Annotated in this window: 11 protein-coding genes and 1 pseudogene; 3 read left to right on the top strand and 9 right to left on the bottom strand. The window is 67.6% G+C overall.

Annotated elements, in window-relative coordinates; translation table 11 throughout:
• Positions 1-23 precede the first annotated feature (23 nt).
• Positions 24-3,637: pseudogene (locus tag Q4A20_RS05260) on the top strand (bifunctional [glutamine synthetase] adenylyltransferase/[glutamine synthetase]-adenylyl-L-tyrosine phosphorylase).
• 39 nt (positions 3,638-3,676) lie between these two features.
• Positions 3,677-4,327, top strand: coding sequence for a histidine phosphatase family protein (locus tag Q4A20_RS05255; RefSeq protein ID WP_303121061.1), 651 nt, complete (start codon positions 3,677-3,679; stop codon positions 4,325-4,327).
• A 60-nt stretch (positions 4,328-4,387) separates the two neighbouring features.
• Here the strand turns inward: Q4A20_RS05255 and Q4A20_RS05250 are convergent, their stop codons facing one another.
• The 7 genes from Q4A20_RS05250 to lipB all read right to left on the bottom strand — a co-directional run bounded on the left by Q4A20_RS05250 (position 4,388) and on the right by lipB (position 11,417).
• A complete protein-coding gene (locus Q4A20_RS05250) occupies positions 4,388-5,203 on the bottom strand; it encodes an amino acid ABC transporter ATP-binding protein (RefSeq protein WP_303121059.1) in 816 nt (271 codons plus the stop codon).
• Positions 5,200-6,177 carry an amino acid ABC transporter permease gene (locus Q4A20_RS05245; RefSeq protein ID WP_303121058.1) on the bottom strand — a complete coding sequence of 326 codons (978 nt, stop codon included), beginning with the start codon at positions 6,175-6,177 and terminating at the stop codon, positions 5,200-5,202. Before Q4A20_RS05245 ends, Q4A20_RS05250 begins: the two co-directional genes overlap by 4 nt.
• 8 nt (positions 6,178-6,185) lie before the next feature.
• Complete coding sequence (locus Q4A20_RS05240; protein WP_303121056.1) at positions 6,186-7,133, bottom strand: ABC transporter substrate-binding protein; 948 nt, start codon at positions 7,131-7,133, stop codon at positions 6,186-6,188.
• A gap of 98 nt (positions 7,134-7,231) precedes the next feature.
• The gene (gene glnA / locus Q4A20_RS05235; protein ID WP_303121054.1) at positions 7,232-8,656 is read right to left on the bottom strand and encodes a type I glutamate--ammonia ligase; all 1,425 of its coding nucleotides are present in this window, start codon (positions 8,654-8,656) and stop codon (positions 7,232-7,234) included.
• Between the two features lie 191 nt (positions 8,657-8,847).
• Positions 8,848-9,570, bottom strand: a complete 723-nt coding sequence (locus tag Q4A20_RS05230) for a DUF4191 domain-containing protein (RefSeq protein ID WP_303121052.1) — start codon at positions 9,568-9,570, stop codon at positions 8,848-8,850.
• A 29-nt stretch (positions 9,571-9,599) separates the two neighbouring features.
• The gene (gene lipA, locus Q4A20_RS05225) at positions 9,600-10,631 is read right to left on the bottom strand and encodes a lipoyl synthase (protein ID WP_303121050.1); all 1,032 of its coding nucleotides are present in this window, start codon (positions 10,629-10,631) and stop codon (positions 9,600-9,602) included.
• A gap of 99 nt (positions 10,632-10,730) precedes the next feature.
• Positions 10,731-11,417, bottom strand: coding sequence for a lipoyl(octanoyl) transferase LipB (gene lipB, locus Q4A20_RS05220; protein WP_303121116.1), 687 nt, complete (start codon positions 11,415-11,417; stop codon positions 10,731-10,733).
• Between the two features lie 106 nt (positions 11,418-11,523).
• On the opposite strand from lipB, the gene Q4A20_RS05215 reads away from it, so the two are divergent.
• The gene (locus tag Q4A20_RS05215) at positions 11,524-13,023 is read left to right on the top strand and encodes a serine/threonine-protein kinase (RefSeq protein ID WP_303121048.1); all 1,500 of its coding nucleotides are present in this window, start codon (positions 11,524-11,526) and stop codon (positions 13,021-13,023) included.
• A 32-nt stretch (positions 13,024-13,055) separates the two neighbouring features.
• Here Q4A20_RS05215 and Q4A20_RS05210 read toward each other — a convergent pair whose 3' ends face one another.
• Both Q4A20_RS05210 and Q4A20_RS05205 read right to left on the bottom strand, forming a co-directional pair.
• The gene (locus Q4A20_RS05210; protein WP_303121046.1) at positions 13,056-14,021 is read right to left on the bottom strand and encodes an SRPBCC family protein; all 966 of its coding nucleotides are present in this window, start codon (positions 14,019-14,021) and stop codon (positions 13,056-13,058) included.
• Between the two features lie 2 nt (positions 14,022-14,023).
• The gene (locus Q4A20_RS05205; RefSeq protein ID WP_303121044.1) at positions 14,024-14,290 is read right to left on the bottom strand and encodes a hypothetical protein; all 267 of its coding nucleotides are present in this window, start codon (positions 14,288-14,290) and stop codon (positions 14,024-14,026) included.
• Positions 14,291-15,011: the final 721 nt, after the last annotated feature.

The raw sequence follows: 15,011 nt of genomic DNA, 5'->3' as shown, positions 1-15,011 counted from the left end.
CGATGAACACAGCCCGCCTTCCGATGAAGGAGTCTGCGGATCCGGGGAGCGCGACTTCAACCGGCCGGGGCGGACCCGCGGCGCGTGCGCACGGCCGTTGGCCCAGCACCCGTGCCCGGCTACTGTGGGCCGGTTTCAACCAGGTCGATCGCGCCTACGGTCTACTGACCGATCCGGCATTCGTGCCGTTCCTGCCCACTGCCCCGGCCTTGGCCCACGATGGCACTCCCGGTGAACTGCCCGAGCTCGACCCGGCCCGTGAGCGCCTGGTTGACGAACTCGGCGGCACTGCCGACCCGGACCTCGCTCTGCTTACGCTCGTACGGCTGGCCGAGGCCTGCACCGTGATCGGGGGGGAAAGCAGCGCGTACGAGTGCGTCGGCGCGCCCGCGCGCACGCTGCGCGACCTGCTCAGCGCCGATGCCCCCTGCGCCACTGAGGCGGTGCCCGGCTTGGACGGCAGACAGTCCCCCCGGGGTGGTGAGGCCGGCGTCCCGCAGGATCCCGAACAGTTGCGTGCGGACCATCTGCACCGACTCCTGGCCGTACTCGGCTCATCCGAGGCGCTGGGCGACTTCCTGGTCACCCATCCCGAGCATCTGGACGCCCTGGCCCCCGCCCACGCCTACGACGCCCCCGAGCAGCCGGATGTCCTCACTGTCATGCGTGAGGCGGTCACAACGATCCTGGATGGCGCACCCACGCCCCTGCCGGAGGGGATCGCAAGCCGGGCGACAAGCGCGCTGCGCGTGGCCTACCGGAGTCGGCTGCTTGCGGTGGTCGCCGACGACCTGACCTCCGCCATGCCGCTGATGCACCTGCCCACCGTGGGGCGACGCATGACCGATCTGGCAGACGCCGTCCTGGAGGCCGCCTTGATCATCGCCCGTGGTGTGGTCGGTCCGGCTGCCGCGCACGTCAACATGGCGATAATCGCCATGGGTAAGACCGGCGCCCGGGAGCTGAACTACATCTCCGACGTCGATGTGGTCTATGTGGTGGCCCCGGCGCGGGCCGTGGAAACGGGGCCGCCACCGGCCGAGGTTGGGCAAGATGCGGATCACTCCGCCGTCCGGTTGGGAACGCAGATCGCGGCGGAGATTGCTCGCATCACCTCCGCCTCCGGAACCGAGCCGCCGCTGTGGCCACTGGACACGGCGCTGCGACCCGAGGGCAAGGACGGGGCACTCGTGCGCACCCTGGCCTCCCACCTGACCTACTACGAGCGCTGGGCCTCCTCCTGGGAGTTTCAGGCCTTACTCAAGGCCCGTGCGTGTGCAGGTGACCGGGAACTCGGCGCCGCCTATGAGGCCGGGGTCGCCCCCTTCGTCTGGTCGGCTAGTAGACGGGAGAACTTCGTTGATGACGCCCGTGCCATGCGCCGCCGGGTGGAGACCGAGTCCGCCCCACCCGGCGGCGATGACCGCCGTATCAAACTGGGACCTGGGGGACTGCGTGACGTGGAGTTCACCGTGCAGCTGCTTCAGCTGGTGCATGGCCGGGTAGACGAGCGGCTGCGCGTGCGCGGCACGCTGGAAGCGCTCGCGCAACTGTCGGCCGGCGGCTATGTCGGCCGTTCCGATGCCGCCGACCTGGGGGACTGCTACCGGGTGCTGCGGCTGCTGGAGCATCGCGCCCAACTGCGGCACATGCGCCGAACACATGAGATTCCGGCTGCAGACGCGGAGCTGCGCGGTATCGGAAGGGGGATTGATCGGCGTAAATTGAACGATCCCAAGTCCGTGCGCAAGCTGTTCCACTCTGTGCGCCGGCGGGTGCGGGCACTGCATGAGGAGATCTATTACCGGCCGTTGTTGAGCGTCGCCGCTACCCTGAGCACCGAGGAGTTGACCCTGACCCCGGATGCCGCCCGGGAGCGCCTGGCGGCCTTCGGCTATCTCGATCCCGATGGCGCCCTCCACCACATCCAGGCTCTCACCGAAGGAGTGAGCCGCAGTGCCGCCATTCAGCGTCAGCTGCTTCCGGTGATCATCGGCTGGATCGGGCAGGGTCCGGATCCGGACAACGGGCTGCTTTCCTTCCGGCGCTTGTCCGAAGCCATTGGCGGGTCTCACTGGTATCTGGCCATGCTCCGTGACTCGCCGGTGGCTGCCCGCCGGCTGTGCCAGGTGCTGTCGGGCGCGCGCTGGACCACCGACCGGCTGGCGGAGCGCCCGGAGTCAATCGCCTGGCTGGATGACGACGCCGAGTTGGCGCCCCGCCCACCCGGAGCCATCTGCTCAGAGACCGAGCGGATTCTGCGCCGCCGCGCCTTCACCGGCAAGGATACGGCCGGGTTTGAGGCGCAGGCCGGTGAGGCCATCCGCGCAGTCATGGGGGTTCGCAGCCGGGAACTCATCCGGGCGGCGCTTGCCGACTCGCTCGATGGTGTCGACCCGGCCCGCACCGCCCGCATCCTGGGGGATGCCACCGACGCAGTGCTCGGTGCGGCCCTGACTGTAGCCACGGGATTGGTGATCGCTCAGCGGGACGGGCAGGCGGCGGTCGCCGCCGGTCCCGATGGGGACGGAACCTGGCCCGCGGCCTTCGCCCGTCACGCAATCATTGCTGTGGGCCGGTTGGGCGGAAGAGAGATCACCTACACCTCCGACGCCGACGTGCTGTTCGTTCACGAGCCGTGCCCGGGTGCCGATGCGGACGCGGCCGCCGCCGAGGCGGTCTCGCGGGTCGGGCCGGCCAGGGCCCCGCGGCGGAGGCGGTCGCCAAGCTGGTGGCGCGCCTGCTGGCCCAGGCCCGTCCGCATCCGCTGGTGGTGGACACCGGCCTGCGTCCGGAGGGGCGTCGGGGGCCGGTCAATCGCAGCCTGGGCTCTTACGCCGAGTACTACCGGCGTTGGGGATCGGTATGGGAGCGTCAGGCCCTGCTGCGTGCCCGCGCCTGCGCGGGGGATGCCGCCCTGGGGGAGCGCTTCGAAGCGATGATCGACCCGCTGCGGTGGAGCCCTGACGGCCTGGATGACGCCGGCCTGCGAGAGATCAGGCGGTTGAAGGCGCGTATGGAGGCGGAGCGTCTCCCTCGTGGCGCAGATCCCAGCCGCCACGTGAAGCTCGGTCCCGGCGGACTGTCCGACGTCGAGTGGTCCGCTCAGATCCTTCAACTAACGCGGGCGGACCAGGTGCCTGGGCTGCGCACTACCTCGACGCTGGAGGCCCTCGCGGCGGCCACGCAGGCGGGTTTGCTCGAAGTGGACGACGCCGCCAGGCTCACGGCCGCCTGGGTCCTGGCTTCCCGGGTGAGGGCCGCCACTGTGCTCGGGACCGGTCGCGAAGGCGGGGAGAGGGTGCATGTGCTGCCCACCGATCAGCGTGAGATCCGCCTGGTAGCGCGACTGCTGGGCATCCCGGCCGGCAGCGAGCGTGACCTGGAGGACATATACCGGCGCACGGCCAGGCATGCTCGACGGGTCGTCGAGCGCGTGGTGTTCGGTGACACCGTGCCGAAGGCCTCGACGCTGCCGACACGCGGACAGTCCGGTGCCGGCCGAGCCCAACACGGGCATGCCGACGGTGGCGGCGTAGCCGGTAATGAATCGGCGGGGGTCTCGGGCCGAGCCGGCCGCCGCGCCCCGCGGCCTGCCGGACGCCGCCATGGCGCAGGCCCCTACCCGTGGTCCTGACGGCGACGTCGGCTGCGGGAGCCTGGCAGGATAGACGCCGTGAAGCTTCTCCTCGTCCGTCACGGCCGCACGATCGCGAACCTCGCCGGCGCCCTGGACACCGCATTCCCCGGTAACTCCCTCGACGCCGTCGGGGTGGAACAGGCCGCCCTGCTGCCCGCCCGCCTGGAGGCCAGCGGCGATCTGGAGGCGATCTCCTCGCTGTGGGTCTCGCCTATTCAACGGGCCCGGGAGACGATTGCACCGATTGAGCGGGCCACGGGCCTGGCCGCACGCATCCGACCCGGCCTGCGTGAGGTGTTGGCCGGCGACATGGAGATGAACACCGATGTCCGCTCGGTGGCCTGCTATACGGACACCACCCGCTCCTGGATGGTGGGGCGCACGGCGGCGCGCATCCCCGGCAGCCCGGAGGACGGTGCGGACACCTTCGCCCGTTTCAATGCGGTGGTGGAGGAGATTCACAAATCCACCCGTACCGGCGGCACTGCCCTGCTGGTGGCGCACGGGACGATCCTGCGCCTGTGGGTGGCGCTGGCGGCCGCCGTCGCCGGGGGCGCGGATCCGGCCTGGATCGCGGACCACCCCATGCGCAACACGGCCGTAAGTGTGGTGGAGGGCGACCCGGAGTCCGGCTGGCGGCTGCTTGACTGGGACGAGGGCACCTGGCGGGCCGATGCCGTCGGCTGAAGTCGAAGCCCGCCCCGGATGACACCAGGTGCCGATGCGGCTGAAGGCCGTTTCAGACGTCTACAGCACGGATGCGAGGAAGGCCTTGGTGCGTTCCTGAGTGGGGTGGTCCAGTACCTCGACCGGGTCTCCGGACTCGCATACGAGGCCGCCGTCCATGAAGACCAACTGATCACCGACCTCCCGGGCGAAGCCCATCTCGTGAGTGACCACCACCATGGTCATGCCGTCCGCGGCCAGATCTTTCATCACCTGCAGCACCTCACCCACTAGCTCCGGGTCCAGGGCGGAGGTGGGCTCATCGAAGAGCATCAGCTCCGGGTCCATGGCCAGCGCCCGGGCGATCGCTACTCGCTGCTGCTGTCCGCCGGAAAGCTGCGAGGGGTAGTGGTCCAGCCGGTCGCCCAGCCCCACCCGTTCCAGCAACTTAACGCCGCGTGCGCGGGCCTGGTCCTTGGGCACATGACGTACGTGTACGGGCGCCTCAATCACATTGCCCAGGGCCGTCATGTGTGGGAACAGGTTGAAGCGCTGGAAGACCATGCCGATCTTGGAGCGCTGGGCGGCGCGCTGCTTGTCCGTGAGAGCATGCAGCTGCACGGTGCCGTCGGGGCGCTGCACCTCCCGCATGCCGATCATCTCGCCATCGACCCACACGCGGCCCGCGTCAATGGTCTCCAGCTCATTGATGCACCGCAGGAGCGTGGACTTCCCGGAACCGGACGGGCCCACCAGCACCGTCACCGAACCGGGTTCGACCGTTAGGTCAATGCCCTTAAGGACATGCAGTTCTTCGAAGAACTTGTGCAGCCCGGCGATGCGGACCTTCGGGACTACCGCCCGGGACGTGGCCGGATTCGCGTTCGATGTGCTCACGGGGTGACCTCCAGGAAGGGGGAGACCTTGGTGGTGTGGGAGTCCAGGATCGCCTGCTGGCGCGCGGACATGCCCCGGCGCCCGTTGGGCTTGGCGCCGTCGAATCCGCGGCCGTAATAGCGCTCAATGAAGTGCTGGCCGACCATCAGGATCGAGGTGATGATTATGTACCACAGGGCCGCCACGATCAGCAGCGGGATTGTCTGGTAGGTGTAGGAGGCGTAGGAGTTCGTCACGAAGGTCAGGTCCAGGGTGAAGGGGACCGCCAGCACCAGTGAGGTGGTCTTCAGCATGGAGATGGTCTCGTTGCCGGTAGGCGGAACAATTATTCGCATGGCCTGCGGCAGGACGATGCGCCGCAGGATCTGCCCTCGGCTCATGCCCAGGGCCCCGGCCGCCTCGGTCTGGCCCGGGTCCACGCTGGCCAGGCCGGAGCGGACGATCTCCGACAGGTAGGCGCCCTCATTGATGCCCAGCCCCAGCACGGCTGCGACGAACGGCGTGAACACCGTCGTGGTACGGAAGGTCAGCAGCTCTGGACCGAAGGGAACACCCAGGCTCAGGTACTGGTACAGGGCGGACAGCGCCCCCCAGAACACCAGCTGGGTGTAGATCGGGGTGCCGCGGAAGAACCACAGGTAGGCCAGCGCTACCCCGCGCAGCACCGGATTGGAGGACTGTCGCATAACCGCGGTGGTCACCGCCAGTATGATGCCGATCAGCATGGCCAAGAAGGTCAGCAGCAGCGTCCAGCCCACTGCCCGCACAACGTGCACCTCGCGGAAGAAGAACCACACCGTGCTCCAGTGGAACTTCTCATTGGTCAACAGGGCGTGGATCAGCATTGCCCCGAGCACGGCGACGATTGTGGCACTGATCCAGGTGCCTGGGCGGGGAACCGGCTTGGGCCGGTTCAGCTGCACCGGCTGCTGGGTGCCGGAGGGAGCCGCGGCGGAATCGGGTCGGAGTGTCATGGCGGTGATCACTGCTCCACGTTCGGGTTGAGTTCGGCGGTCTTGAGCGCGGCGTCCTCGATTCCCCAGGCTTCCAGGATCTCCTCCCAGATGCCCTCATCCATGAGGTACTGGACGGCGGCCTGGATAGCGGCGTTGAACTGTGGATCGTCCTTGGTCAGGATGATGGCCTGGGGGAGTGCCTCCTCGATCTCGCCGATGGTCTCCACCCCGCCGTCGGTCAGTTCCACTGCGTAGCCGGCCACTGTGGAGTCGGAGTAGACGGCGTCGATCACGTGTCCGATCAAACCGGTTGTGGCCTCGGACTGGGTGGAGTAGGAGCGTACGGCAATGGCGGGCAGGCCGGCCTGCGTGCAGGCCGCGGAGTCGGCGTGCAAAGCCTCCTCCTGGGCCGTACCCGTCTGCACTCCGATCGTCAGACCGCACAGGTTCATGTGGTCGGAGGGGTCCACGCCCTCAGGGTTGCCGGCTACCACGTTGAAACGGGAGCCGACATTGATGTAAGCGATCATATCCATGGCCGCTTCGCGCTCGGTGGTGACCGTGAAGGAGGAGATGCCGGCGTCGTACTTGGAGCCGACGGCGGCGATGATCGAGTCGAACTCGGCGGTATGGGTGGTCGACTTCACCCCCAGCACGGCCGCGATCGCCTTGGTGAGGTCAACGTCGTAGCCGATGGCGGTCCCGTCAGTGTCCAGGAACTCCGCCGGCGCATAGTCGGTGGAGGCGGCCACGTCCAGTACACCGTCGCTCAGGGCGCCGTCGGGGAGCAAGGCGATGATGTCTTCCTGCGGCTGGATGCCGGAGGTGTCGTATCCGGTGAAGGCCCCTGCACCCCCCTCCCCGGTCGCCTTCCAATCCGCTGCGTTCGTGCAGGCGGCCAGGGGCAGTGCCGCCGAGAGCGCCAGACACAGCCCAGTTGCCAGGCCTGCTCTGCGGGTACGGGCGGATCTCATCGCGGCTCCTTCCGTTCGACGACTGCCACGGACGTTAGGATATCCAGACGAGAGCATACATATGCAAACAGTCGCTCGGTGGCCCGCTGAGAGACGCGTTACAGGTCGTAGTAGAGCTCGAACTCGTAGGGGTGGGGCCGCTGCCGCATCGGAGCGATCTCGTTGGTGCGTTTGTAATCGACCCAGGTCTCGATCAGATCCGGGGTGAACACCTCGCCCGCGCCCAGGTAGTCATGATCGGCCTCGAGCGCCTCCAGGGCCTCATCCAGTGTGCCCGGCAGCTTGTCGATGTCGTGGTAGTCCTCCGGAGCCAACTCATACAGGTCCTTGTCCACGGGCTCGCGCGGCTCGATCCGGTTGCGGATGCCGTCGATACCGGCCATAAGCGTCGCGGCGAAGGCCAGGTAGGGGTTCGCCGACGGATCGGGTACGCGGTACTCAATGCGCTTGGCCTTCGGAGAGGAACCCGTCACGGGGATGCGGATGCAGGCGGAGCGGTTGCGGGCCGAGTACACCAGGTTGACCGGGGCCTCGAATCCGGGAACGAGCCGGTGGAAGGAATTGACCGACGGATTGGTGAAGGCCAACAGGCTCGGGGCGTGGCGCAGAATCCCGCCGATGTACCAGCGGGCCAGGTCCGAGAGCTGCCCATAGCCGCGCTCATCGAAGAACAGCGGTCTGCCGTCCTTCCACAGGGAGTGATGGGTGTGCATGCCCGAGCCGTTGTCACCGAAGATGGGCTTGGGCATGAAGGTGGCGGTCCTGCCATTGCGCCAGGCCTCGTTCTTGACGATGTACTTGAACTTCATCATGTCGTCGCCCGCGGCCAGCAGCGAGGCGAAGCGGTAGTTGATCTCCTGCTGCCCGGCAGTGCCCACCTCGTGGTGGGCACGCTCGATGTCGAGTCCGGCCGCAATGCAGGTGCTTACGATCCGATCGCGCAGATCGGCCATCTGGTCGTTGGGGGAGACCGGGAAGTAGCCGCCCTTGAAGGCGGTTTTGTAACCCTTGTTTCCACCCGGCTCGTCGCGTCCGGTGTTCCAAGCGGCCTCGGCGGAGTCGATCAGGTAGCGGGTGGAAGCCGGGGTGGTTTCGTACTGGATGGAGTCGAACAGGTAGAACTCGGCCTCGGCGCCGATGTAGCAGGTGTCCGCGATACCGGTGGAACGCAGGTAGTCCTCCGCCTTGGCGGCGATCGAGCGGGGATCGCGGGAGTAGACCTCATCGGTGAAGGGATCAACGATCGAGAAGTTGATCACCAGTGTGCGCTGCTCCCGGAAGGGGTCCAGGAATGCGGTGGTGATGTCGGGGACGAGCTTCATGTCCGACTCGTGGATGGCGGTGAATCCTCGGATGGAGGAGCCGTCGAACATCAGGCCCTCGGTAAGCGCCTCATCCTTGAAGGCGGACACCGGGATCGTGAAGTGCTGCATGACGCCAGGCAGGTCGCAGAAGCGCACATCTACCAGCTGCACCCCTTCCATCTCGATGTAGGCCAGTGCTTCCGAAGCGTCACTGAACATGAAGTTTCTCCATCCCGGGGGTGGTGGTGTGTCATGGTTGCCCGTCGTTGCGGGGCATTGGGCTTGCGCAGGCTAGAGCCGCGGGGTGTCGGCGGCGTGCCGCGGGTGTGTCCGCCGTGTTTCGAATACGGGGACCGGGATGCCGGGGGAGGGTGCGGCTTGGCGGTCTTCGGAGGGGGATGCCGTTCGGCTCAACGACCGCGCATGGCGCGGCGATCGGGACGGATGTTATTGGGGTCCATGTACTTGGGGATGGGCAGCCCCTTGGAGGACAGCGAGGAAAGCCGCTTGGCCACTCGATCGATTTCCGTGTTGGTAAGCCTGGTGGGCTTGGTGGGCAGGCGCCGCAGGGTTCGCTCCAGCTTGATCAAACGGATCTGCCCGGGCGCGGTGCCGACACTGATCACGTGCACAGGCACCGTGGACAGAATGCGCCGCAGCACCTTCTTCTCATCCTCAATCAGATTCTGGGTTCTTCCTGGGGCACCCTCAGCCACCAGGACCACACCTGGGCGACCCACCATTCGCCACACCAGATCCTGACCCTTCGGGCTGAAGGCGACCGGGTTCTCCTCCACATACCAGCCGCGGCCGGCCTGATCCAGCACTGCCTTCACAGCGCCCGGACGGCCCTCTATCTGCATGTAGGAGGCGCGCCTGGTAGCCAGCGACAGAACGATCATGTCAGCCATCAGCGCGAAGACCACGGCCATGAGCAACCAGTACCACAGGGCCTGATTGGTGACGGCGGCGAGCACGCCGGCGAGCACCAGTACGGCTATGGTGATAACGAGCAGCACCCAACCGATCCACGGATAACTGCGCCGCGAGATCGTGTAGGAGTCCTTGATGTTCTGGGCGACCTGGGCGAGGCGCCGCTTCTTCTTCGGTTGCGCGCTCTGGGCTGTGCTCACGCCGATAACTCTAGCTGACGCGGAGGCCGTCAGGAGGCCGCACGGCCTGCGACGCCGTCGGCCAGCAGAGCTGAGGCCTCCTGACGGGCGGTCCCGGGCTCCGCTAGGTCACGCATATTGGCGGGTATCTGCCTGCCGGTGGCGCGCATGGCCCGGGCCCAAAGCAACCCGGACCGGTAGGAGGAGCGCACCATGGGGCCACTCATGGCCGCATCGATACCCATCTGCTCGGCAAGGGCCGCCAGCTCGACGAACTCCTGCGGCTTGACCCACCGGTCGATCGGGTGATGCAGCTTGGACGGACGCATGTACTGGGTGATGGTGAGGATATTGACGCCGACCTCCACCAGGTCCGCGATCGCCTGCTCGATCTCCGCATGGCTTTCACCCATGCCCAGGATCAGGTTCGACTTGGTGAGCAATCCCGCCCGCGACGCACGGGAGAGCACCTCCAGGCTGCCCTCGTAGGAGAAGGCGGGGCGAATGCGCTTGAAAATGCGCGGCACGGTCTCCAGGTTGTGGGCGAAGACCTCCGGGTGGGATTCGAACACCTCCTGCAGGGCGTCCTCACGCCCCCGGAAGTCGGGCACGAGCAGCTCGATCCCGCAGCCGGGCACCCGCTGGTGTACCTGGCGTGCGGTCTCGGCGTAGAGCCAGGCACCGCCGTCGGGCAGGTCATCGCGGCACACGCCGGTGACTGTGGCGTAGCGCAACCGCAGCTCGGCCACCGAGGCGGCTACCCGGGCGGGCTCGTCGGGGTCGTACTCGGTGGGGCGACCCGTAGCAATGTTGCAGAAGTCACAGCGTCGGGTGCACAGGCTGCCCCCGACCAGGAAGGAGGCCTCGCGGTCGTTCCAGCACTCGTAGACATTGGGACAGTTCGCCTCGGCGCACACCGTATGCAGTCCGCGGGTACGTACCAGGTCGCGCACATCCTGATAGGTCTCGGTCACCTCAGCGCGGGTGCGCAGCCACTTCGGTTTGTGTTCTATCGGTGTCTCAGCGTTGCGGGCCTCAACCCGCAGCAGGCGGCGGCCTTCGGGGGCGACGACGTCGGGCACTGGCACTCCTCCGGAACGTAGGACCATGGGCCGCCAGTGTATGCCCGCGGCGGCGATTCGTGGGACTGAGGGCCTATGTGAGTCGTTCGGGGTGTTCGCCTAATCGGCGGCCATCAGGGGGAGCAGTTGCCGGTTCAAAGCGGTCATCAGCGGCACCGCCAGCTGAGCCGCCTCGTAGTGAACTCCGGTCTGGGCCGTCAACGAGGTGACACCGGCGTCGGAGATCCCGCACGGGACTATGCGATCCAGGTCAAAGGCGGTCAGGTCCGGGTCAACGTTCAGGCCGACGCCGTGCATGGTCGTCCCCTTAGCGACTCGCACTCCCAAGGCGCATAGCTTTCGCGCCACCGCACCGTCCTGTCCGCGGCCCGGGACGGGTGGGACCCACACCCCCGAACGCCCCCCAATGCGAACGGTGGTCACACCGAACTGCGCGCAGACCTCCATCACCGCCGTCTCGAGCGCCCGCACGTACTTGATCACATCAATCGGCGCGGCCAATCGAATAATCGGATATGCGGTCAGCTGTCCGGGACCGTGCCAGGTGGTCTTCCCACCCCGGTCGACATCTACCACGGGCACGTGGTCCGGACCCACATAAGCGCCCTCCGGTCGCTCCCACGAATGGGTGCGACGCCCCACCGTATAGACGCTCTCGTGCTCCAGCAGCAGCACCGTCGCCGGTCGGCGCTCGGAGGCGACCTCGGCGTGTACGACGCGCTGCAGCTCCCAACCCTCCGCGAAGGGTACGAGCCGGCTTCCTAGATCGACGTCGAGACGCTCCAAGCGGCGCACTGCGCCAGCCTAGACGAGGGGCGCAGCTGTGACCGGTTATCCACAGGTCGCGAATTCATCCTGGCCGTCGCCGCAGTATTGCAGCGACCATTGGGGTATGGATACCGAACCGCGCCGGAAGCGGCGCTCCCGGCGGGAAGAATGTGCGGAGGGCCCGGACGCCCTCGCACCCGAACTACGGGATGCGTTAATTCGGGCGGGTCTGGCCGTGGGCTCCCCGCTGGGAGCGGACACGCCGGGTCGTCCGGCGCCGCGCCGCGGACTGGATGCATCCGGCCGGGACGTGGTCATTCATCTGCTCGACCTACCCGACGACGCCTCCCGGGCCCGCACGCTGCGGCGGCTCGATGAACTGCGAGCCCTGGTCCACCCCGGCTTGGCGCCCGTACGCGACGTCATCTTCCTGCCGGACGATTGGGCCGCGGTGGTGATCGACTTGATCGTGGGAGCCGATCTGGCGGTCGTACTCGGCGCGCGCGGCGGGCTGACCCGAGCCGAGGCCGCCAGGGTCCTTGATGATGTGGGCAGCGCCTTGGCGCACCTGCATGATCACGGAGTGACGCACGGAGACGTCTCGCCGGCTAACGTGATGGTGACCACCGAGGGCGCCCTGGTGCTCATTGACCTGTTCGGCGGCATCCTCGAGACCGGGACGGACGGGTGCGCCGCCCCCGAGCGCCGCGGCGGTGGCCCGGCGACTCCGGCCTCAGACGTGTATGCGCTCGCCGCATTGCTGCGCGAATGTGCCTCTGGCTCGGCGCTGCTGAGGGCACAACTGGAGCGGATACTTCCCGATGCGCTCGACGCCGACCCGCGGCGTCGTCCCACCGCTCGTGCCCTGGCCGCGCGGGCCCACGAGCTGGCCGGCCCCGGCCGGATCGTCCTGCCCGACGGCGCCCGTCTCGCTGCGGGCGCACTGCGGGCGGCGGCGGCCCGCCCCACTCGCGTGGTCCCCACTCGCAGGGGGCTGCGTCGCCGCGCCGACGCTGAAGCCGATACCCGCTCCGGACGGCGACGTCTAGCACAGAGTCCCGAGCCGCGTCGGGGCCGACGCCGACTATGGGCCGTGCTCGGCGTCCTTAGCGCGGTCGCACTGGTGGGGGCCGGGATCCTGAAGGTGGGACTTGACGCAAGTGCCCGGACCCCGCCGGCCACAGGCGCGGGCGTAGTCTCCGCGGCGCCGGAGACGGGCCGGCAAACCGCGGACGGAGACGGGCTGCTGGCGGTGGTGGTGGATCTCACGGGACGGCGTGATGCGGCGCTGAACGCCGGTGATGCCCAAGCCCTGGCACTAACCACGGTGCCGGGTTCTCCAGCCGCGGAGGCGGATGCGGCCGTGCTCGACGCGCTCGCCGCGGCGGGGGAGAGCGTGGACGGCCTGGACACCTCGATTTTGAGCGTGGTTGAGGTTTCCGTCCCCGAGGATTGCGGGACTTGGGCGGATGCCCGTGCCGTAAGGATCCGTCAGTCCCAGCCCGCCTCCACCCGTACGGGCGTGGACGGCACGGTGCGTACCGTGCCGGCGCAGACTGCTCGCGAGGTGGTGCTGGTGCTGGTACCCGGCCCGTGGCGCGTGGCCGAGGTGCGAGAGGCGTAACGCCTTGAGCGCGTCCGGCCGCTCCCTCGGGTCTAGGCGGCCACGGTCCGAGCGATGGCGCCGAGGGTGGAGACCATGCCGATGCGCGTGAGTCTCCGCGTCACCGGGTGCGCCAGCCGTCCGGACAGTCGCCAGATTCGATAGGCGCGGGTGAAGGTGAGCGCGCATCCGCCGGGGGCGGGCGCCAGATCGAAGCGGTCATATGCGATGCCCTGTCCGGGTGCGGGTCCGTTCAACATCGTCTTGACCCAGACGACTGAATCTGGCGTCGGTTCGAAGCGCCTCCAGCGCAGGTCCATGTGGCGGCGTCCGGACCGTGAGCCGCTACGGGTGATGATGCCGTCCGGACGGGTTGCGCGTATCTCCGTGGCGAGAACCGCCCAGCTGGACAATAGTGACGGATCGGCCAGGACGCCGTGCACCTGTGCCGGCGGTGCGGAGATGAACCGGCTCAGGCGCTCAGCGGCCGACGGCTGTTCGGCAAGCAGCGTGTGGTCGACCATGACGCCGGCACGGCGTGCCACCGGGTTCGGGCGGCGCTGTTTGTAGGCGGCAAGATCGTTGCGTAGGTGATCCGGATCAACACCGAGTAGGACGAGTGGGCGAATCGCTACTTCGGTGCCCAGCAGGGCCTGCAGCGCGGACAGTGAGGTTTTGAACGAGGTGTTTCGGTCGTTCACGAGCTGTTCGGCCCGAGCGGACATGGGTATCTCACCGAAATTGGCCAATGGTTCCGTGCCTACACGTTCCGGAAGGTTCTGCGGTATGGCGGAGACGTCGACGCCGATAGCGGCTAGATCGGCGTCAGCCACATCCCGTATCGCGCCTCGGGCGTTGGCGAGAGTGACGCCGTGGGCGCCCAGTAGGGCCGCGGCCGCGCCGCCCTCAGCAAGCAGGCCCAGGAGCAGATGGTCCAGATCGACTTCGGGATGGCGCAGTCGACCGGCTTCATGCCAGGAGCAGGTGATCAAGGCGAGCAGGTGTGTGGTCGTACTCATGGTCAACGTGACCTCCTTCGTATGGGAGCCAGACCCGGCTCCACGCGTTTGGCGTACTTCTTGTGGACGGCCTGGCGGGTGACGCCCAGATGGTTCGCGATCTGAGTCCAGCCCATGCCGGCGCGCAGGGCGGCCTCGACCTGTGCGAGCTCCAGGGATTCGGTGAGTCGGCGCAATGCCGCCACGGCGCGCAGGCCGGCGACGGGATGGGCGGTATCCGCTGCGGCGGTGGCCACCTGATCGGGCGATGGAGTGGTTGAAGAACCCATGTGAGCAACCTACATTGACAAAACGCCGATTGTCAACCGCAGTTGCTAGACGTTGGTGGTGCGCTCGGTCACCGCACTCGCCGGGACCGTTAACCGGCTCTTCGGGTTTGGGGGTGTGGTGGTTGTGGTGGGGCTGCGGTAGAGCTGTCGCTGATGTCCTGATGCCTGACACGGGGGTGGGGTGTGTGCTTGGCCGGTTGGGCGTTAACAACGCAACTTAACGTTGTGCTGTATGCCTCGGGGCCTTTGACAGCCGATTAACCGGCGTTGTCAACCCCGAAGCGGCGCAGCAGATCGGGAAGTGGCGTTGCAGATGGTCCCGCTTCCGGGCACCGGGGCCGCCGGCAGCCAAGTCCGGCACGGTTGAACCGGCAGGCTCGCCACGGCACGGCTCATCACGTCCCTTGCCTGGCAACATGCCGGCCAGCACACCCACAAACATCAAGACACACCAGCCACCACAGCCACCAGCACCAAGAGTCGGCTTGGGTGGGTTGGTGGGGGTCGTTCGAGGACGCCGGTTCGCCGTCGACGACGCGGGTTGGCCCTCAAGGACGCCGCCCGGGAGAGCGTCCTCGGCGGTCAGCCCACGTTCTGGAGGTTTAACCCGCGCCCTCGACCACCCGGCCAACACCGAGAGCACCCCTACCGGCCCGAAACGTCCCCGCCAGCCCGACGACGTCCTCGGTGCCCCCACGACGTCCTTGTAAGCCCGAGAACG

Source organism: Actinomyces sp. (genome assembly GCF_030530635.1).
Taxonomy (GTDB): domain Bacteria; phylum Actinomycetota; class Actinomycetes; order Actinomycetales; family Actinomycetaceae; genus Actinomyces.
This window is presented reverse-complemented; position numbering and strand designations above follow the sequence as displayed.

What these genes read in the sequence shown, in the direction of transcription:
- Q4A20_RS05245 (WP_303121058.1), bottom strand. Translation starts at nt 6,177, where the DNA reads ATGACACTCCGACCCGATTCCGCCGCGGCTCCCTCCGGCACCCAGCAG.
- Q4A20_RS05240 (WP_303121056.1), bottom strand. Translation starts at nt 7,133, where the DNA reads ATGAGATCCGCCCGTACCCGCAGAGCAGGCCTGGCAACTGGGCTGTGT.
- glnA (WP_303121054.1), bottom strand. Translation starts at nt 8,656, where the DNA reads ATGTTCAGTGACGCTTCGGAAGCACTGGCCTACATCGAGATGGAAGGG.
- Q4A20_RS05215 (WP_303121048.1), top strand. Translation starts at nt 11,524, where the DNA reads ATGGATACCGAACCGCGCCGGAAGCGGCGCTCCCGGCGGGAAGAATGT.
- Q4A20_RS05210 (WP_303121046.1), bottom strand. Translation starts at nt 14,021, where the DNA reads ATGAGTACGACCACACACCTGCTCGCCTTGATCACCTGCTCCTGGCAT.
- Q4A20_RS05205 (WP_303121044.1), bottom strand. Translation starts at nt 14,290, where the DNA reads ATGGGTTCTTCAACCACTCCATCGCCCGATCAGGTGGCCACCGCCGCA.